Raw genomic sequence first — 21,194 nt, 5'->3', positions numbered from 1 at the left:
ACTTAAGCCATGCAAGTTATAAAATTTATGCATGATTATTTTAAAAATGAAAGGGTGTGTAATTATTTAAACTAAAAAGTAATATTAAAGTGAAAGGAGAAAGTTATATTTAATAAACTTAAAAGAGTTGGAGCTACAACATTGGCAGGAATGATGGCTCTAACATTAATTTCGACTCCATATAATACGGTAAAAGCAGATGTTTTGGGAGGGGAAGTTCGTGCAACTTATGAAAATGGTAAATTAACAATTGAGAATGACTACATAGGACGTACCTTTTCAACAACTGACGATAAGTTAAAAACAGAGAAAATTACAAATAAGAGAACAAGTAATGAATCTACTGACTTTATTCCAGAGGAAGGTAGTGAAGAATTTAAAATTAGGGTAACCAAAACAGAATCAAATCCTATTTTATTACCAGCTATTTCTAGAGAGGGGTGGACTGCAACAGCGGAGAGCTATCAAAATGCATCTGGCCCTAATGATGGACCTGCATCTAATCTTATTGATGGAAATGTATCATCAATATGGCATACAAACTATGGTGGAGGACAGGGAAGTAGACAATATCCTTATAATGTATTATTCACATTAAATGGAGTTAAAAAATTCCAATCATTCTCTTACACACCACGACAACAAGGTGAAGGTACTAATGGAAATATTAAGGGTTATGAACTTTGGGCTGCAACAAGTGATAGTGAGCTTACTACAAGTTCTACTGAATGGAGAAAAGTAGCTGAAGGTAACTTTAAATATGATGGCGTAAATCCTATTTATGTTAACTTAGATGAAGAAGTAAGTGCAAATCAATTGAAATTTGTGGCTACATCTTCAAATAATGGACAGAGTTTTGCAGGTGGTGCAGAATTTAATTTACATGGAGAAAAAGCACCGGTTGTTACAAATGATAGAGAGTTTGCTGCGAGTAATTTAGAATTAGATGGAGAGCCTGTTATTTCAGATACTAATGCAACAATAAATAATGTTGCTAAAACAGGTAAAAAAGTAACATTTAATTTTAAGCCATATACATTTAAGGGTGTTGAATATACTATTTCTGAAAATATTGTTATGTATGAAGGTGATCACTTTATGCGTAAATATTTAGAAATAAGTGTTCCAGATTCTCAAAAAGAGGAGGCGATAATCGATTATATTGATTTAGAATCTATGAATGTAAATGAAAACGATGCTACATGGACAATACCAACAGATGCTGGTGGAATTGTTGAAATGGATCAGTTTAAAGCAAATCTTGGACAACCGATTTATATTCAAGGAATGTTCTTTGGTTCTGAGTTCCCTTTAACAGATACAGAAATTGTAGATGATAATGGATATATAAGATATTATTCAGGGAAATCTTTTGAAAGATTGGAACAAGATAATCAACTTGCTAAAACAGAGGATGGCAGTGCAAAATATGTTACATGGCAAACAGTTGCTGGTGCAGCAAGAAGCACAGAAAATGAAGTTATTCAAGCTGATTTCTTTGAGTATATATCATCTATTGCTACACCATCTGAGTTCCGTATTCAGTACAACTCATGGTTTGATAATATGATGACAATTGATGATGAAAATATTCTTGATTCATTTATTGAAGTTGATAGAGAACTTAACAATGTAGAAGTTCGTCCTATTGATTCTTATGTAGTAGATGATGGATGGAATAACTATAATAATACTTCTGTTGTGGATGCAGTACGTTCTGGTACTTCATTGAATACAACAGGTTTCTGGGAGTTTAATACAAAGTTCCCTGATGGACTTACACCTTCAAGTGAGCTTGTTAATAAATTTGGAAGTAACTTTGGGGTATGGGTTGGGCCACGTGGAGGATATAATTTCTATGGGTCATTAGCTGATATACTTACAAAGAGTGGAAAAGGAAGTAAGGCTGGAGTCTCAATTGATGTTGCTGATCGTGAGTATGTAAAAAACTTTGGAGATATGGCAGTAGATTGGCAAAATGAATATGGTGTTAATTATTGGAAATGGGATGGCTTTGTAGACCGTGCACAATATAATGCTTTTCCAGCTGCAGATGGAGTACCTGGATATGCTAACCGTCATATGACTGGTGGATATCAACATATGTACCATGTAACAGATATGTGGGAAGCATGGATTGATATGTTTGAATTAGTTCGTGAAAATGGACAAGATATAAATAAGTTATGGATTTCTCTAACATGCTATGTAAATCCAAGTCCATGGTATTTACAATGGGCAAATAGTGTGTGGCTTCAATGTACTGCTGACCAAGCAGATGCAGGAAGTAGTAGTAGTAAGATGGATCGTCAAATAACATACCGTGATGCAGCTTATTATGATTTCATAAAGAACCATGAATTCCAATTTCCATTAGCTAATATTTATAATCATGATCCTGTATATGGTAAAGAAGGAACTGGAATGAATCTTACTACTGCAACAGATGAGCAATTTAAGAATTACTTATATATGCTTGCTACACGTGGAACTGCATTCTGGGAACTTTATTATTCTGATAGTATTATGACAGAAGGTAAATATGAAGTTACAGGAGAATTCCTTCAATGGGCTGAGAAAAATTATCATATGCTTAAAAATTCAAAGATGTTTGGAGGAAATCCGAATACTGGTACTAAACTTAGTGGAAATGGATCAGGAGAAAACTCTGCATATGGATTCTCTGGATTTGATGGAACAGATGGTATAATTTCATTAAGAAACCCTGCTACAACAGCTAAAGAAATTACATTTACATTTGATCGTACTATGGGAGTAGCTGAAAATGCAGGTGTATTAAATTATCATTTAGAACATTCTTATAATCTTACAGAAGGAACAGATGCAACTGGAACTCTTGAATATGGAAAAACATATACAGTTACATTACAACCTGATGAAGTACGTATTCTTCGTGTATCTAAGGATGGGGATACAACAGCTCCTAATTACACAAGAGCTTATACAGAGGGGGATAAGACAATTACTGTAAAATTCGATGAAAAAGTAAATGGTAAATTATTTGAAGTAGAAGGTGCGAAAATAGCTTCTATTAATAAGAGTGCAGATGGAATAACATATACTATTAAGCTGACAGAAGCACTTAAAGATGGTAATACTTTAAAGATTAATGCTAAAGATATTAAAGATTTAGCAGGTAATGCATTAGAAAATAAAACAATTATTACAACTTATCATAAAGATAACAAAGTAATTGAGACTAATGCTACAAGTTTAAATGGAAGTAAGCAAATATCAAATGTAGAAAAATCTCTTAATTCAAACAATGGATTCACTGTTTCTGCAACAGTGACAACAGAAGGAAAAGGAAGTGCTGTTTCACAAGAAAATGGCTATGATTTAGGAATTAATGAAGATGGAAAAGCATACTTCACATTAAATGGTGCAACATCAGTATCTGAAGATATTGTTAATGATAATGTTGAACATGTAATAACTGGAGTAAAAGAAAATAACGGTATTCTAAAATTATATGTTGATGGAGAACTTGCTGGGTCTGCATATAACAATAAAAACAGATATTTTGAAGTGAAGAGTGGAACAACTACAATTGGAAGTGCAGGCTTTACAGGAACTGTTGGTGTTACTGTATATGATACTGCTTATGGTTATGATGTAGTAAAAGAACTTTCTAAGCCAAGTAATGAGCGTAAGCCTCTAGATACTGATGGAATGACAGTAAGTGTGCCAAATACTAGTGAAGGTGATAAGAATAATATTTTTGATAATGATCCTACAACCTTCTGGACAAGTACTAGAGTAGATAATGGTATTGCTAAGGGTAACCCATATCTAGAAATTAACCTTAATGGTTCATATGTTATTGATAGAGTAGATTACACAAAACGTTTTTTTGATTCATCATTAAATATATGGAAATGTACTGGAAACTTACGTGCTTATGTTTTAGAAATAAGTAATGATAATGGACAAACATGGACTGAAGTTAAATCAGGAGAAACATTCTCTGATGAATCATTTACTGAAAAGAGTAATGGAGGAACTACAGAAATAACTTTTGCCCCAGTTGAAGCTACTAATATTCGTATTAGTGGTACAGCATCTTATCATTGGCAAAATGCTGATGTGAATAAGTATATGACTGTTGCTGACATGAAGATCTTCGGAGAGAAAGAAGTATCAACTAATCTTGCACTAAATAAAAATATTACAGGTAAATGGACAGAAACTAATGAAGATGTAATAGTAAATAAAGATAAACCATTATCAAATGCAGTTAATGGTAATAAGTCAGTAAATGACTATGCAGACTTTGGAGAAGATAATAATGTAGGTTCTGCTTATATTCAAGTTGATCTTGGCAAAGTAAGCGATGTTGAGTCTATCAACTTATATCGTTACTGGAGTGATTCTAGAATATATAAGGGAACTGTTATAGCTTTATCTGAAACAGAAGATTTTTCTAAGCCTATAATAGTTTATAATTCAGATGCTGAAAATGTACATGGATTAGGTGTAGGAACAGAGCCTACTTATGCAGAAACTGAATCAGGAAAAGCAGTTACATTGAATGAAGTAACAAAAGCAAGATATGTACGTGTCTATATGCATGGAAGAAATGGAGGAAATACAAATCATATAGTAGAATTAGAAGTTATAGGAAAAGGGGATAGAATTCCAGAAGTAGCTATTGATATAAGTACTTTAATTGATAGACTTACTGTATTGAGCGAGGTAGACACTACTAACGCTACAAAAAATAGCGTAATTGAGTTTAATAAATTAATGAAAGAAGGGTATGACTTATTATCAAATGTTAAGACAGAAGCAGATATTGATAGTATGATTGCTAAACTTCAAAATGCAGAAAATATTTTAGTTAATACAAGTGAACTTAAAATAGCTATTCAAGAAGCAAAAGATGTTATAGCTATAAAGACAACTAGTAGCTCTCAAGAATTAATTGCTAAAATAGAAGCAGCAGAAGCTTTATTAATTAATGGAACTACAGACAGTATAGAAACAATTATTGAAGAATTAAATGCAGCTAAATCAAGTGATAAACTTGTTGATCGTGGTAATACAAAAGAATTAGCAGATTTAATAAAGTCTTATGAATCATTAAAGGAATCAGATTATGCTAAGGAATCATGGGATTCATATAAGGCGAAACTTGATGAAGCAGTTGCTATTGTTAAAGATAATAGTAATAGTTCACAAGCAAATGTAGATGCTGCAAAGGCGGCTCTTGAAAGTGCAAAAAATGCTCTTATAAAAGCTCCTGTTGTAACAGAAGTAAATAAGGATGCACTTAAGAAAGCTATTGAGAATGCCGATAAAGTAGATAATAATGCTTATACAAATACATCTTATGATGTTATGAAAGCAGCATATGATCGTGCTATAGAATTTATGAATAGTAATACTGTTACGCAAGATCAAGTTAATGAAGCAACTAAGTTATTAGAGGATTCATTGAAGGAACTTAAAAAACGTGCAGATGTAACAGAAGGAGAAAATCTTTTAACTAGTATCCAAGAAGAAGAACTTAAATCAGATGAGTATACAGAAGAAAGCTGGAATACATTTGCAAAAGCTAAAGTAGCTTTAGAATCAGCAGTTAAAGACAATTCTGATATAACTGAAGCTAAGATTAATGAGCTTATTAAAGCTCTTAATGATGCAAAAGACAACCTTGAGAAAGCAACTCCAAAGGTTGATAAATCAGAGCTTGAAAGATTATATAACTCAAATAAAGATAAGAAGGATGAAGGTTACACAAGCAGTAGTTGGAATACGTTCCAAAATGCGATAAAAGTAGCTGATGCAATTCTTAAAAATGAAAATGCAACACAAGAACAAATTGATAATGCTTTAGCTAATTTAACAAAAGCAATTGATGAATTAGAAGAAAAGCAAGAAGAACCACAAACAGAAGAAGTAAATAAAGATAAGTTACAAGAATTGTATAATGAAAACAAAAATAAAAAGAAAGATAATTATACAGATACTTCTTGGAATGCATTTAATACTTCTTTAAATGAAGCAAGGGCAGTATTAGATAATAGGAAATCTACTCAAGAAGAGGTTGATAAGGCTTTAGCTAATTTAGAAAAAGCTATTAAGAACTTAAAAGAAAAGACAAAAGAGCCATCAACTAATACAGAACAACCAGGTAATAATAGTTCAGGTACTAATACTTTACCACAAACAGGAGGAAGTAATCCTATGGTAGGAGTATTATCTACTATAGTATTAGTAATTGTAGGAACATTCTTTCTATTTAATAAAAAAAGAATAAATAATGTTAAATAGGATATAAGGTAAATAAGGAGTAGCTAGAAAGTTATTAAATAATACTTTTCTAGCTGGCTCCTTTATTTTTTTGTAATTATAAAAGAGAAATAATTTATAAAAATATTTAATGTTGAAAATACTGAAAAAGAAGATGTATTTTTATAGGATATTCTATATTCAAATTATAATTTATTATACAAAGGCATTGACAATGTTTACACTATATATTACAATAATGTCATATTAATAAGGATTCATTTAAGGATTGTTACTGGTAAGCAGGCAAAACCTAAATTGATATCAAATTAGTTTTAGTAGATTTACTATGCTATTTGCTATTGGTTTAGGTTTTTTTATGTTTAAATATATTCTTATATGATAAAGTATTTCTAATAAAATATTAAGAGAGGGAGTTAGAGATATGTTTATAAACAAAGTGTTAAATAATAATGTTATAACCATTATTAACGAAAATAATGAAGAAGCAGTGGTTATGGGGAGAGGGATAGCCTTTCAAAAGAAGAAAGGTGATGCTATAGATGAGGAAAAGGTTGATAAGATATTTGTATTAAAAAATAAAAATATAAATAATAAATTAGTAGAGTTAATAAATGATATTCCTGCAGAAAACTTAGAGATGACAGAGGAAATAATAAAACATGCAGAAGATATATTGGAAATAAAATTAAATGAAAATATATATTTAACACTTACTGATCATATAAGTTTTGCATTGTCAAGATATAAAAGTAATTTAGAAATAAAAAATGTTCTTCTATGGGATATAAAAAGACTTCATAAAAAAGAGTTTTTTATAGGAGTTAAAGCATTAGAAATAATAAAGAATAAAACAGGTATAGAACTTTCAGAAGATGAAGCAGCAACTATAGCTATGCATATTTTAAATGGGGAGTTAAGTCAAGATATGCCTGAAATTGTAGATATAATAAACTTAATAAATGAAATATTAAAGATAGTAAAATATCATTTTAATATAGAATTTGATGAAGAATCAATAAATTATTATAGATTTATTACACATTTAAAGTTTTTTGCTCAAAGATTAGTTAATGGAAATTATTATGAAGATAATGATAATGAATTATATGAAATTATAAAAACTAAATATCCTAACTCTTATGAATGTACAAAGAGAATAGAAGGATTTATAAAGCAAAAGTTCAATGATGAATTAACTAAGGAAGAAAAATTATATTTAATAGTACATACTGCAAGAGTTGTAAAAGAAAATCAATAAATAAATGCAAACTTTTGGATTGTAACTGATTCGATCAGGTAAACCTAAGTTAACAAAAATATCTAATTTATAAATATAGATTTTATATTTACGTAATGGCATGTATTTATAAAAGTTAATTATTATGTTAATTTAGGTTTTTTATATAAATACTGATAATAATTTAGGGTTGGAGGCGATAATAGGTATTTAAATTTATAACAAGAAGTTTCATAGGATTGTGACTGATTCGATCAGGCAAAACCTTAATTCTTCAAATTTACTAATAATAAATTTTGAAAGTGAGGAATTAAGCTATGAATTATGAAAATTTAGCAAAATCAATTTTAGATAAAGTAGGCGGAGAAAAAAACGTATCAAATTTAACACATTGTGCAACAAGATTAAGATTTAATTTAAAGGATAGCACAAAAGCTAACACAGAGGCTATAAAAGCTTTAAATGGTGTTATGGGGGTTGTAGATAAAGGTGGGCAATACCAAGTTATTATAGGAAATGATGTGAATAATGTTTACAAAGAAGTAATGAAGATAAGTAATATAGAAGGAAAAGAAAATAGTGTAGAAGAAGTGGATAATAGAAAAACTTCTGCTAAGGTAATAGATACTATAACTGGCATATTTACACCTATATTACCAGCTATAACAGCTGCAGGTATGATGAAAGCAGTACTTGCATTATTAAGTGTATTTAAGATATTAACATCTGATTCTCAAACTTATCAAGTTATAAACTTTATGGCTGACGCTGCCTTTTACTTCTTGCCTATATTATTAGCAAATTCAGCAGCTAAGAAGTTTAAGTGCAATCAATATTTAGCAATGATGCTTGGAGGAATGTTGTTACATCCAACATTTGTATCAATGGTGAATGCTGCTAAAGAAGCAGGGACATCTATAGAAGTATTTGGATTACCTATATTATTAGCTTCATACAGTTCAAGTGTGTTACCAATAATTCTTGGCGTTTGGTTTATGTCATATGTAGAACCAATAGCAGATAAGATATCGCCAAAGTCTATAAAGTTCTTTACAAAACCTTTAATTACAGCATTAGTAACAGGAATAGTTTTATTAGTAGCAATTGGACCAATAGGATATATTGTAAGTGATAAAGTAGGATTAGCAATAAAGACATTAGAATCATATGCTAGTTGGTTAGTACCTACTTTAATAGGTGGATTATTACCATTATTTGTTATGACAGGAACTCACTATGGACTTATTCCAATAGGAATAAACAATCGTATGACTATGGGATATGATACAATAATATATCCAGGTACATTAGCATCCAATGTAGCTCAAGGGGGAGCGGCTTTAGCAGTAGCATTTAAAACTAAAAATTCAGAAATTAAACAATTAGCATCATCTGCAGGTATTACAGGAGTTTGTGGAATTACAGAACCAGCTTTATATGGAGTAAATTTAAGATTTAAAACACCTTTATATGCATCAATGATAGGTGGAGCTGTTGGTGGATTATTTTTAGGAATATTCCGTGTATGTAATTACTCAGGTGGATCACCAGGATTCTTGACTTTACCAAGTTATATTGGTGGAGAATCAATGATGAATTTTGTGTATGCATGTATAGGAGCAGTGATAAGTGTTGTAGTTTCATTTATAGCTTGTTTAGTATTGTATAAAGACCCTGAAGAAGAAAAAAGTACTAAGGAAGAAGTTGTTGTCAAAGAAGAAGCTTCTAAAAAACCTTTAGTTAATAAAATTACTATAGCTAGTCCAATAAAAGGTCAAATAGTACCTTTAAATAAAGTTAATGATGAAACTTTTGCATCGGAAATGATGGGAAAAGGAGTTGCAATAAATCCAAAAGAAGGTAAAGTTATTTCACCTATAAATGGAAAAGTTCAAATGCTTTTTAAAACTAAGCATGCTATAGGATTAAAATCTGATGATGGAGCAGAAATATTAATTCATATAGGAATGGATACTGTTCAATTAGAAGGAAAATATTTTACAGCACATGTTAAAGATGGAGATACAGTGAAAATTGGAGATACTTTAGTAGAATTTGATATGGAAGCTATAAAAAAAGAAGGTTATGAATTAGTAACACCTATTATAGTAACGAATACTATGGATTATTTAGAAGTAATAGTAAGTGATAAAAAAGAAGTTAACTCAGGCGATACTATTATAAGTATAATCTAAAAGTGAAAGGGCTATTAAATTAGCCCTTTAATTTAAAATTAATAATGTAGAATAAAGAATTGATGAAAAAAACAACCGTAGAGTTTTCAAATTAAAATATTTTAAGTGCGTTGTTTTACGGCATACTATATATTAAATATTTAATATACTTTTTTTTATTTTGTTATAGAAATTAAGTATATTTGGAGGTAAACATATGAATAAAGAATTCAATAAATTTCCAAAGGGTTTTCTTTGGGGAGGAGCATTAGCAGCAAATCAATGTGAAGGTGGATATAAAGAAGGTGGAAAGGGTCTAACAACAGTAGACTTATGTCCAGCAGGTGTAAATCGTAGAAATGTTATGGAAGGAAAAATAGATGTTTTAAGACCTCTAGAAAATGAATATTATCCAGCTCATGAAGCTATAGATTTTTATCATAGATATAAAGAAGATATAGCTTTATTTTCAGAGATGGGCTTTAAATGCTTAAGAGTTTCTATAGCATGGTCAAGAATTTTTCCAAATGGAGATGAAGAAACTCCAAATGAAGAAGGATTAAAATTCTATGATTCTATGTTTGATGAAATGTTAAAGCATGGAATAGAACCAGTAGTAACTATTTGTCATTTTGACACTCCAATAGGTATAATAGAAAAGTTTGGAGGATGGAAAAATAGAAAATTTATAGATTTTTATTTGAATTATTGTAAAGCAATATTTACTAGATATAAAGATAAAGTTAAATATTGGATGACCTTTAATGAAATAAATATGATATTACATCTACCTTTTATGGGAGCAGGAGTAAGATTTAAAGAAGGAGATAATGAGCTTCAAATAAAATATCAATCAGCGCATCATGAACTTATAGCAAGTGCTTTAGCAACAAAGATGGCTCATGAAATTATTCCAGGGTCTATGGTAGGATGTATGCTTGCAGCAGGAGAATTTTATCCATATTCATGTAATCCAGAAGATGTGTTAATGGCAAAGAATAAGGATAGAGAAAATTTATTCTTTATAGATGTACAATCGAGAGGAGAATATCCTGGATATGCAAAGAGATTTTTAAGAGAAAATGGAATTGAAATAGAGTTTGGAGAAAATGATAAAGAAATTCTAAAAAACAATACTGTTGATTTTATAGGATTTAGTTATTATTCAAGTAGATGTGCAAGTACTGATGCTGAAATATTAAAAGGACAAACAGCAGGTAATGTATTTAAAACTGTTAGAAATCCTCATTTGAAAGTTTCAGAGTGGGGATGGCAAATAGATCCAATGGGTCTTAGAATAACATGTAATTCACTATATGATAGATATCAAAAGCCTTTATTTATAGTAGAAAATGGGCTTGGAGCTAATGATGTGTTAGAAGAAGATGGATCTATAAATGATGACTATAGAATAGAATACTTAAGAGAGCATATAAAGGCTATGAAAGAAGCAATATTCGACGGAGTAGATTTAATAGGATATACACCATGGGGGTGTATAGATATAGTTTCTGCTTCAACTGGAGAAATGAAAAAACGTTATGGATTTATTTATGTTGATAAAGATAACGAAGGAAATGGAACATTAGAGAGACGTAAGAAAAAAAGTTTTTATTGGTATAAAGAAGTTATAAATAGTAATGGTGAAAGTTTATAATAATAAAAAAAGTTTGAGCAATAGTTCAAACTTTTTTTATGTGTAAATGAGAAATATTATCAATAAATTAGAAAAAAGAAGAACAAGAGAGTTATTTAAGCTAAATAGGTATAAATAATACTGATAATCATTTTCAATTAATAAAAATATATGATATTATTTGAACATAGTTTAATTTAAAAGAGGAGGAAAGCAATGGCTAGAAAAAGAAGCCCAAGATTTAAAGAATGCAGAAGGCTTGGATTAAATGTCTCAGGACACCCTAAAGCGATGGACAGAGCTACTAAGGGAACAAGCAGAGCAGATAAAAAATTATCAGAATATGGAGTAAGACTATTAGAAAAGCAAAGATTAAGAGCTTATTATGGTGTTTTAGAAAAGCAATTTAGAAAGTATGTTGAAGATGCATTTAAAGTGAAGGAAGGAACAACAGGGGAAGCTTTACTAATCAGATTAGAATCAAGATTAGATAACCTAGTATATAGAATGGGTTTTGCAAACTCTATAAGGGCAGCAAGACAAATGGTAAACCATGGACATATATTAGTAAATGGTAATAAAATAGATATACCATCTTATAAGGTTGAACCTGGAGCAGAAATTTCTTTAACTGAAAAGGCAAGAAAATCTCCAAACTATCTTGTAAACATAAGCAACCATACTAACACATTACCTTACATTGAGTCTAACTTAGAAGAGTTTAAGGCTGTATATAAAAGGTATCCACAAAGAGCCGAAATACCAATACAAATAAATGAAAATCTAATAGTAGAATTCTATTCAAGATAGCTTCTAGCTAGTGTATAAACTCATATCTTCTTTAAATTAAAGTATATTTTGCCAAAGCTATATAGTGCAGTATATAGTAAATCCGCTTTCATAATTATTAAAGGGTGATTCCTAATAGGAATCATCCTTTTAAATTATATTTAATTAGAATATTGATTGCTTACCACAGCTAAAAGAGTTTTAGGGGCACTTAGAACTGTTATATCCTTTGGAAAAACAACATCTTCAATAAATATTTTATCATGTAATTGCATATTAGATGCATCTAATTCAATGAATTCTGGTATTTTTTCTACGTCGCCATGTAAATGTATATATAAATTACGAACATCTAAAGTAAGTTTTTTAGATTCCAAAAGATCTTCCCCAATAAATTTAACAGGAATTTTCATCTTAATTACTTCATTAGGTTTTATATATTGAAAATCTACATGAATAATTTCATGTCTTTCATTTTTTTGTACTTCTTTAACAACACAGTGTATTATTTTTTCTTCAAGTGAAAGCTCTATTATTGAACCACTATTATTTTTTCTAAGAATTGCTCCAAGTTCTTCACTAGGCATCTTTACTGGTATAGTTTTTTCAAGAAATTCACCATATATTATTCCAGGAACTTGTCCAGATTTCCTAAGTCTGTTTTGATTTTCTTTAACATTTCTATTTAGTACCTTAAAGGCTAAGTTTGACATTTATAAGTACCTCCTTAAATAGCTTTTTAATTTTTAGTTATTAAGCTCATCAATAAAGTTAAGTTAATTATACTTAAGAACGATATTAGAACTTAATTTAAAGTTCACATATATGAATCATCCTCCTTTATGTTAAATTAATCCTACATCAATTTAGATTAAAAATCAAATATTGTAAAATTTGTTATATAAAAAAAATACAAGAATAATATGGTATTAATAAAAAAATATACCGAATAATATTATTAATAAATAATAATAAGGGAAAAAATAGCAATACGGTAAATTTACTAAAGTATTGGTGTAATATTCAATAATTTACATAAAAGTGGTATAATTTATAAGGAAATATGTAAAAGAATGAGGTCTTGAAGCAAATGCAAAATAGTATTATATAGTGAAATAAATTTTGAATTTAATGATAAATTAAAATAATTAATAGATATAAATAGCTAGAATTAATTTTTGAAATAGTTATATATAGTTTAAAAACTTACTAGTATAAATATTAATGTATACTAATAAAGTATAAATTAAAAATATTTTTCTTTAAGAGTGTTTTATAAATATTAATTAATATAATTTTGACTTAATTAATATAGATAAAACAAATTAAGGAGATATTTTATGAGAAAAACAAAAAAAATAGCTATTACAATACTGCTATTATTAGTAGTGCAGTTATTCTCTGGCTATGGTAAGGAAAGTGTTGTAAAAGCCCAGGAAAATAATCAATTTAAATTTATTACATCCATTGAACTAACAGATCTTGATGGAAAGCCTTTAGCTGACGGAATAGATAAATCATCAGGTGTGCGTGTTAAGTTTAATTTTGACATTCCAAATGTTGAAGATATAAAGGCTGGAGAAATTTTCACAGTAAATGTACCAAATCAAATAGAGCTTATAAGTGATTTTGATGAAGACATATATGATGAGGGGGGGGACTTAGTAGCAATAGCTCATTTTAAAAAAGGTGGAGAAATAGATATAGAATTTACTGACTATACAGGAGAATATTCAAATGTAAGTGGAAATTTCTACTTAGATACAAAATTTAATAGAAATAATATAGGAAATGATGAAAGTGAAAAAATACAATTTACATTTTCAGGTGAAGCAGAACCAATTGAAGTAGATGTGAAATTTAAACAAGATCCAGTTCAAGAAGCATCTATTTCAAAATGGAGTGGTGGTTATGATGGAAGTAAAAATGAAATTACTTGGTATATAGAATTTAATAAGGAAAATGCAAATGTAAATAGTGCAACAATTATAGATAATATTCCTTTTGGACAAGAGTATATTCAGGGATCAGCAACAATAGATAATGGAGCTGATATTAATGGATTTACTTATGTATCATCAGATGATAAGAGTGATTATTCGGGTACATTAACATATACGTTCCAAGGAGAAGTTAATACCAAACATATAATCTCTTTTAAAACTAGAATTAGTGATACAAGTATTTTACCAAAAAAACAAGGTGAAAGCGTACAATTGTATAATAAGGCAAGCGTTGATATCAACGGTCAAATTAAAGAATCTAATGAAGCTTCAGTATATGTTAAGACAAATTATATTGAAAAGTCTGGTAACTATGATTCTAATGCAAAAAAGATAGATTGGACTATTAAAGTAAATAACAACGCTTTAGAGCTTAATAATTTAAAGGTAGAAGATATTATTCCAGATGGGTTAGAGTTAATAAAAGACTCATTTAAAGTAAATAATGAAGCAAATAATGATTACAATTATGATGAGGTCAATAAAAAATTAGACTATACATTTAATGGAACAATTAATACTCAACAAATAATTACGTATTCTACTAAAATAGTTGATGAGAAAGTTTATCAATCAAATGATTCAACTAACTTTAAAAATACAGCAACTATAGTTGGAGGATTAGAAGGAAATCCCCAATCAGATTCTACCGTAGGAGTAGGTAGTAACATTTTAAAAAAAAGTGGTGTAGGTTATGCAGCTTCAACTCACTATATAACATGGAGAATTGAAGTTAATAATAATGAAGTAGAACTTCAAAATCCAGTAATAACAGATAATATTCCAATAGGGCAAAAGTATGTTAATGGAACTTTTAAGATAGATGGAGAAGATGCTGATACTAGCAAATTTAATTATAAAGCAGCTCAAGAGTTAGATAAAGAAAAAACAGGAGTTATTACTTATAACTTTAATGAGGCTATTAATAAAAAATATGTAATTACCTTTGAAACTGAAATAACTGATAGCAGCATTTATGCAGGAAATGTTAATGGAAAGCAATATACTAATACTGCAACTATTAATGCTGAAAATATATCAAAGGAAGTTAATAGTACAGGCTATCAAAATGTTACAAGTAATGTTATTGATAAACAATCAGTGAATTATGATTCTGTAAGTAAGGAAGTTACTTGGAAGATATTTGTTAACAAAAATAAGACTAATTTAGGACAAGTGGTTGTTACTGATAACATTAATATAGGACAAGAGTATGTAGAAGGATCTGCAACTATAGATAATAATGCTGATAACGATGGATTTTCTTATATAGAAGCAGATAAGAATGATAAAGACAAGACTGGAACATTAATTTATACTTTTAAGGATGAAATAAATGATACTTATGAAATAACATTTAAAACTAAAATAATAGATGAGTCTATTTTTTATACTAATGGTGAAAAAGTAGTTAATAATAAAGCTCAAATAACTGGTGATGTTATACCTCCAAATGTAGTTACAGAGGCATCAACTAAGATTGAAAACTCAGTGATTAAAAAATCGGCAGATTATCAGTATGGAAATGACTATATTGATTGGAATGTAATAATAAATTCTAACTCAATTTCTATGGGGAAAGTAGATATTGAAGATGATTTGCAAGAGGGGTTAGAGTTAGATACAACATCTGTAGAACTATACAAGCAAACTTTAAATACTAATGGAACTTTAGTAAAAGGAGAGGCTGTTGAATTAAATGAAAATAGTGTTAAGTATGATTCTAATACTAGAAAATTTATATTTAATTTTTCAGAAGAAGTAAATTCACCATATGTATTGACTTTTAGAACAAATATTGTAGATAAAAGTAAACAACCATTCACTAATAAAGTGCATTTTAAAGGAGAAAAAACCAGTGAAAATAGTACTAGTGACAATGTTTCTGTAGAATTCCAAACTGGTGGTGGTAGTGCAGTAGGAACAAGAGGATCAATTACTGTAGAAAAAGTAGATAAAGAAAATAAAGATAAGATGCTTAAAGGGGCTAAGTTCAATTTACTAGATAGATACAAAAATGTAATAGCTACAGGAGAAACAGATGATAATGGATCTTTAACTTTTAACAAAATTAAGTTCGATATTCCTTATTATTTAGAAGAAGTAGCAGCTCCAGAGGGCTATGTATTAAATAATAATGATATGCATGAATTTACGATAAATAGTGCAGATGATAGTAAAAATATAATTAGAACCTTTGAAAATAGTATTATTAAAGCTAGCTTAGAGTTGTTAAAATTAGATCAAAATAAGAATCCATTAAAGGGAGCAGAATTTACTATTTATGATTCAGATAATAATGAAGTGACAAAGGGAACAACAGATGAAAATGGAGTAGTTAAATTTAAAGACCTAGTTTATGGAAACTACTATTATGTTGAGACAAAAGCTCCAGAAGGATATGTAAAAGATAATAACAAGCATGATTTTACTATTAATGAAAATGGAGTAGTTTTAAAAGAAACTGTTGAAAATGAAAAAATAGTAGGGAATATTAATGTAGTAAAAGTAGATGAAGCAGGAAATGTATTACCTAATGCTGAATTTACATTATATGATTTAGAAGGAAATATAATTGAAACAGGAGTAACAAATGACAATGGATTAGTAACATTTACTAATATACCTTATGGAGAATATAAAATTAAAGAAACAAAAGCTCCAGAGGGATATAATCTTTCAAGTAAAATATTAAATGTTAGTGTAAATGGAGAAGAAACAGGCTTAACTTATGAAGCAGGAAAAATAACTAATACACAAATCAAAGGAAGTATTAAAATTAGAAAGATAGACCAAGATGGAAATAAAGTAGTTGGAGCAGAATTTACACTTTATAATAAAAATGATAAAGAGATAGAAACTGTAGAAACTAATAAGGATGGAGTAGCTTTATTTGAAAATATAGTATATGGAGAGTATTATATTTTGGAAACTAAAACCCCAGAAGGTTATATTTCAAGTGATAAAAAAATAGATGTAAATATAAAAGAGAATAATAAAGAATATGTCTATGAAATTGAAAATACAAGAATAAAAGGTAGTTTAGAGATTTCTAAAGTCGATCAAGACGGTAATGCATTAGCTGGAGCAGAATTTACTGTTTATGATTCAGATAATAATGAAGTGACAAAGGGAACAACAGATGAAAATGGAGTAGTTAAATTTAAAGACCTAGTTTATGGAAACTACTATTATGTTGAAACAAAAGCTCCAGAAGGATATGTAAAAGATAATAACAAGCATGATTTTACTATTAATGAAAATGGAGTAGTTTTAAAAGAAACTGTTGAAAATGAAAAAATAGTAGGAAATATTAATGTAGTAAAAGTAGATGAAGAAGGAAATGTATTACCTAATGCTGAATTTACATTATATGATTTAGAAGGAAATATAATTGAAACAGGAGTAACAAATGACAATGGATTAGTAACATTTACTAATATACCTTATGGAGAATATAAAATTAAAGAAACAAAAGCTCCAGAGGGATATAATCTTTCAAGTAAAGTATTAAATGTTAGTGTAAATGGAGAAGAAACAGGTTTAACTTATGAAGCAGGAAAAATAACTGATACACAAATTAAAGGAAACATTAAAATTAGCAAGATAGACCAAGATGGAAATAAAGTAGTTGGAGCAGAATTTACACTTTATAATAAAGATAATAAAGTCATAGAAACTACTTTAACTAATGATGAAGGAATTGCATTATTTGAGGATGTAATTTACGGCGAGTATTATATAATGGAAACTAAAACTCCAGAAGGGTATATTGGAACTAAAGAAAAAATAGAAGTAAGAGTAAAGGAAAATGGATATGATTATTTCTACCAAGTTGAAAACACTAGAATTAAAGGAACACTAGAAATTAAAAAAATTGATGAAAATGGAAATGTTCTAAATGGAGCGAAATTCACTTTATATGATAAGAATGGAAAAGAAATATCAAAGGCTATAAGTGACGAGAATGGAATAGCTAGATTTGATGCCGTTGATTATGGAAATTATATATTAAAAGAAACTAAAGCTCCAGAAGGTTACAAAAAGGATGATACTGTATTTGAAATAGTAGTAGATTCATCAATTACACAAAAATTTACTTTTAAAAATTATAAGATAAAGGATGAGGAAAATAATATAGATACAAGTGATTCAGAAAATAATCTTCCTTCAACAGGAGATACTTTTGATTCAAAATTATTTGTATTAGTAGGATTAGCATTTATTTTCCTTGGAAGTGGATTCTTATTTAAAAAGAAAGTAAACTTTAAATAAAATAGAAAGCCTTTGTATAATAATATGCAAAGGCTTTTTTAATATTAATTATTATATTTATTAAGCACAATTAAATAGAGAAAAACGTTGGATTTTTAAGAAATTATAAATATAATTGCATAGTATATTTTATGATTAATAATAGAGGGGTATTTAAATTGAAGATAATTAATAGAATTATTTCTTTAGTTAGAGGAGAAGAGAGTTATATAGAAAATGCAAAAAAGTATATTAATTCAGGGGATTTCTCAAGTAATACTAAATATTTTATTTGGGTTGATCTTAAAAATTTTAAGGTGAATATTTTTACAGGCTCAAAAGATAATTGGAAATTAGTGCATAGTTATCTATGTACTATAGGAAAAAAGTCTACTCCCACACCTAAAGGAAGCTTTAAGGTAGGAATAAAGGGGCTTTACTTTGGAGTGGAAAAAGGATATAAGTGTTGGTATTACACACAAATTAAAGGAAATTATTTATTTCATTCTATAATCTATAATTTAGATGGAAGTGTTAGAGATGGTAGACTGGGAATGGCATTATCAGATGGATGTGTAAGGCTAGAAAAAATAAATGCTAAATGGATATATGACAATATACCAGAAGGTACTAAAGTTTATATAAGTTAAATAATTTTTAAAATTTAAGTGTAAATGTTTATAAAAAGTTTATTGACCTAATGTTACTACCATGATAATCTGAGTGTAATAGCTTTTTATTAATTATAAAATATGAATTGGAGATAAAAGATGATTAAAATAATATCAGACTCATCTACACTGTATTCTATCAAAGAAGGACAAGCAAATAATGTAGATATTTCACCACTTGTTGTTACAATTAATGATAAAACTTATATGGAATATGAAGAAATATTATCAGAGGAATTTATTGACTTAATAGGTAAGGGATATATGCCTAAGTCTTCTCAACCTCCAATTGGATATGTTGTAGATTTATATAATAAGTATCCAGAAGATGAAGTTATCAATATTTCTATGGCTGATGGTTTATCAGGAACATATAGTTCTGCATGTATGGCAAAGAATATGGATAATAATCCAAATAGGATAGAAGTAATTAATTCTAAAACATTATGTGGACCTCAGAGATATTTAGTAGATTTAGCAGTTAAACTTGTAGATAATGGATATAGTAAAGATGAAATAGTTACAGAGATAAATAAATATATAGAGTTATCTGAGTCTTTTTTAATTCCTCATGATTTTGACTTTTTAGTAAGAGGTGGTAGAATATCATCACTAGTTGGAAAAATTGGTAATGCAATAAAACTAGTACCAGTAATGATTCTTTCAGAAGATGGTAAATCTTTGACAAAATTTACTGCTAAGCGTACTTTTAAAAAGGCAATAAAAAAGATAGCTGATTATTTTATTGAAAATAATATTGATAGCAGTTATAAAGTATATATTTCACATGCTTCAAATATAGAGTTAGCTTTAGTAGCAAAAAATATAATTTTAGAAAATATAGCTAATATAGATGTTGAAATTAGAGAGTTAGGACCTGCATTTATAACTCAAGGTGGACCTGGTTGTATCGCAATACAAAGTATAAAAAAACACAAGTTATTAGATTAGAATTTATTATAGAAGATTAAAGTGTATATTAAGATATTTATCAGGTTTATATTTATTCTTTAATAAAAAATTAATATAATTTTAGGTAGTTTAATAAGAATAGTACAACATAAGACTTGAATAATGTTGTACTATTCTTCATTATCTTCTATGTTAGTTTCCCTATTTATTAAAATTTCATAAAAAGCTTCTAGTCTCAATAAGTTTGCAAATACACTTATAAGGTAAGCAGATTTAAGTTTTTCGTAAGAAGATATCCAATTATTTTCATCTAAATATTGATTTCGTATTTCTCTAGTATAAACCCTTCTAATAGAAACAACCCATAGAATGGAGTATCCGACAACTACAATTAATTGACCAAATAAAGTAACATCAGCAGAAGTTACATCAACTTCGTTATTAGTTAGTATGTCATAAATGTCAATATTAGCTCCATAGGAAATTATTAAGTATCCAAGAGCGTTTAGGGAAGATCCTAAAGATTCAAGCTTTGCAGTATCATAATCTAAACTTCTTACATATTCCTCTATATATTTAGTAAATTCTTCATTATTCAAGCAGTATAACACTCCTTAAAATCATTCAAATTTATTATATGAAAATAGATATAGATTGTTTAAAAATAAGTTTTAAATTAATTTTAGATTTAAAAAATTCTAATAAAATGATAAAATATATTTAACATAATTAGAAGGGGAAGTTATATGAGAAGAAGTGTTAAGGTTAAACCTAGTAGACAATCATCTATAGTAGGTTTTATAGGCGGATTAATATTTGTTTTAATAGGTTTATTTGTAGTAATACCTGACTTTGGGCTATTTGGATTATTATGGACAGGAGGGGCTGTATTAATTACAGTAGCTAATGGTATAAATGCTTTTGGAGAAAAAGGAATTCCAACAGAAGAAATTTATATTGAAGATGATAGTAATCATAATTATGATCAGAGTATTCAAGTTACTAGGGAAAAATCAAAAGAAAAAGATATGGATTTTGAAGAAAAGCTAAGAAAATTAAAGTCTTTAAAAGATGATGGAATAATTAGTAATGTTGAATATGAAATGAAGAGAGTAGAAATTTTAAATAGTATTAAATAGTTATTAATGAGGATCTATTTTAGTATAGATTCTCTTTTTATATATTATTATTGAAATTTACATATCACTACTTCATATTAATATATTAAATAAACTTTTG

11 protein-coding genes are annotated in these 21,194 nt (G+C 28.4%); 9 read left to right on the top strand and 2 right to left on the bottom strand.

Annotated features, from left to right (window positions below; all coding sequences use genetic code 11):
- Window positions 1–150 precede the first annotated feature (150 nt).
- From ACQPVP_RS06450 to rpsD, 5 genes are all read left to right on the top strand, one after another.
- Window positions 151–6,297, top strand: coding sequence for a discoidin domain-containing protein (locus tag ACQPVP_RS06450; protein WP_430848468.1), 6,147 nt, complete (start codon window positions 151–153; stop codon window positions 6,295–6,297).
- Window positions 6,298–6,700: 403 nt separating this feature from the next.
- On the top strand, window positions 6,701–7,537 hold the full coding sequence (gene licT, locus ACQPVP_RS06445) for a BglG family transcription antiterminator LicT (RefSeq protein WP_430848289.1): 837 nt from the start codon (window positions 6,701–6,703) through the stop codon (window positions 7,535–7,537).
- Window positions 7,538–7,833: 296 nt separating this feature from the next.
- Entirely contained in the window at window positions 7,834–9,711 is a 1,878-nt protein-coding gene (locus ACQPVP_RS06440; protein WP_430848287.1) for a beta-glucoside-specific PTS transporter subunit IIABC, read from the top strand.
- Between the two features lie 196 nt (window positions 9,712–9,907).
- Window positions 9,908–11,347 carry a 6-phospho-beta-glucosidase gene (ascB, locus tag ACQPVP_RS06435; protein WP_430848285.1) on the top strand — a complete coding sequence of 480 codons (1,440 nt, stop codon included), beginning with the start codon at window positions 9,908–9,910 and terminating at the stop codon, window positions 11,345–11,347.
- 195 nt (window positions 11,348–11,542) lie between these two features.
- Window positions 11,543–12,136, top strand: a complete 594-nt coding sequence (gene rpsD / locus ACQPVP_RS06430) for a 30S ribosomal protein S4 (RefSeq protein ID WP_430848283.1) — start codon at window positions 11,543–11,545, stop codon at window positions 12,134–12,136.
- A gap of 140 nt (window positions 12,137–12,276) precedes the next feature.
- Here the strand turns inward: rpsD and ACQPVP_RS06425 are convergent, their stop codons facing one another.
- Entirely contained in the window at window positions 12,277–12,828 is a 552-nt protein-coding gene (locus ACQPVP_RS06425; protein WP_430848281.1) for a 50S ribosomal protein L25, read from the bottom strand.
- A gap of 627 nt (window positions 12,829–13,455) precedes the next feature.
- On the opposite strand from ACQPVP_RS06425, the gene ACQPVP_RS06420 reads away from it, so the two are divergent.
- From ACQPVP_RS06420 to ACQPVP_RS06410, 3 genes are all read left to right on the top strand, one after another.
- On the top strand, window positions 13,456–18,393 hold the full coding sequence (locus ACQPVP_RS06420) for a SpaA isopeptide-forming pilin-related protein (RefSeq protein WP_430848279.1): 4,938 nt from the start codon (window positions 13,456–13,458) through the stop codon (window positions 18,391–18,393).
- 158 nt (window positions 18,394–18,551) lie between these two features.
- Entirely contained in the window at window positions 18,552–19,022 is a 471-nt protein-coding gene (locus ACQPVP_RS06415; RefSeq protein ID WP_430848277.1) for a L,D-transpeptidase, read from the top strand.
- A gap of 120 nt (window positions 19,023–19,142) precedes the next feature.
- On the top strand, window positions 19,143–19,994 hold the full coding sequence (locus ACQPVP_RS06410; RefSeq protein ID WP_430848275.1) for a DegV family protein: 852 nt from the start codon (window positions 19,143–19,145) through the stop codon (window positions 19,992–19,994).
- A gap of 131 nt (window positions 19,995–20,125) precedes the next feature.
- Here ACQPVP_RS06410 and ACQPVP_RS06405 read toward each other — a convergent pair whose 3' ends face one another.
- On the bottom strand, window positions 20,126–20,554 hold the full coding sequence (locus tag ACQPVP_RS06405) for a hypothetical protein (protein WP_430848273.1): 429 nt from the start codon (window positions 20,552–20,554) through the stop codon (window positions 20,126–20,128).
- 147 nt (window positions 20,555–20,701) lie between these two features.
- On the opposite strand from ACQPVP_RS06405, the gene ACQPVP_RS06400 reads away from it, so the two are divergent.
- On the top strand, window positions 20,702–21,094 hold the full coding sequence (locus ACQPVP_RS06400; protein ID WP_430848271.1) for an SHOCT domain-containing protein: 393 nt from the start codon (window positions 20,702–20,704) through the stop codon (window positions 21,092–21,094).
- Window positions 21,095–21,194 lie beyond the last annotated feature (100 nt).

The sequence above is a fragment of the Clostridium nigeriense genome (assembly GCF_050585265.1).
GTDB classification, from domain to species: Bacteria; Bacillota; Clostridia; order Clostridiales; family Clostridiaceae; genus Clostridium; species Clostridium nigeriense_B.
Note: the sequence above shows the minus strand (reverse complement) of the source record. Positions and strands in the feature narration are given on the sequence as shown.

Bases quoted from the DNA above. Each gene is read 5' to 3' on its own strand.
- ACQPVP_RS06410 (WP_430848275.1), top strand. From the start codon at position 19,143: ATGATTAAAATAATATCAGACTCATCTACACTGTATTCTATCAAAGAA.
- ACQPVP_RS06425 (WP_430848281.1), bottom strand. From the start codon at position 12,828: ATGTCAAACTTAGCCTTTAAGGTACTAAATAGAAATGTTAAAGAAAAT.
- ascB (WP_430848285.1), top strand. From the start codon at position 9,908: ATGAATAAAGAATTCAATAAATTTCCAAAGGGTTTTCTTTGGGGAGGA.
- licT (WP_430848289.1), top strand. From the start codon at position 6,701: ATGTTTATAAACAAAGTGTTAAATAATAATGTTATAACCATTATTAAC.
- ACQPVP_RS06400 (WP_430848271.1), top strand. From the start codon at position 20,702: ATGAGAAGAAGTGTTAAGGTTAAACCTAGTAGACAATCATCTATAGTA.
- ACQPVP_RS06420 (WP_430848279.1), top strand. From the start codon at position 13,456: ATGAGAAAAACAAAAAAAATAGCTATTACAATACTGCTATTATTAGTA.
- ACQPVP_RS06440 (WP_430848287.1), top strand. From the start codon at position 7,834: ATGAATTATGAAAATTTAGCAAAATCAATTTTAGATAAAGTAGGCGGA.
- ACQPVP_RS06450 (WP_430848468.1), top strand. From the start codon at position 151: ATGATGGCTCTAACATTAATTTCGACTCCATATAATACGGTAAAAGCA.
- rpsD (WP_430848283.1), top strand. From the start codon at position 11,543: ATGGCTAGAAAAAGAAGCCCAAGATTTAAAGAATGCAGAAGGCTTGGA.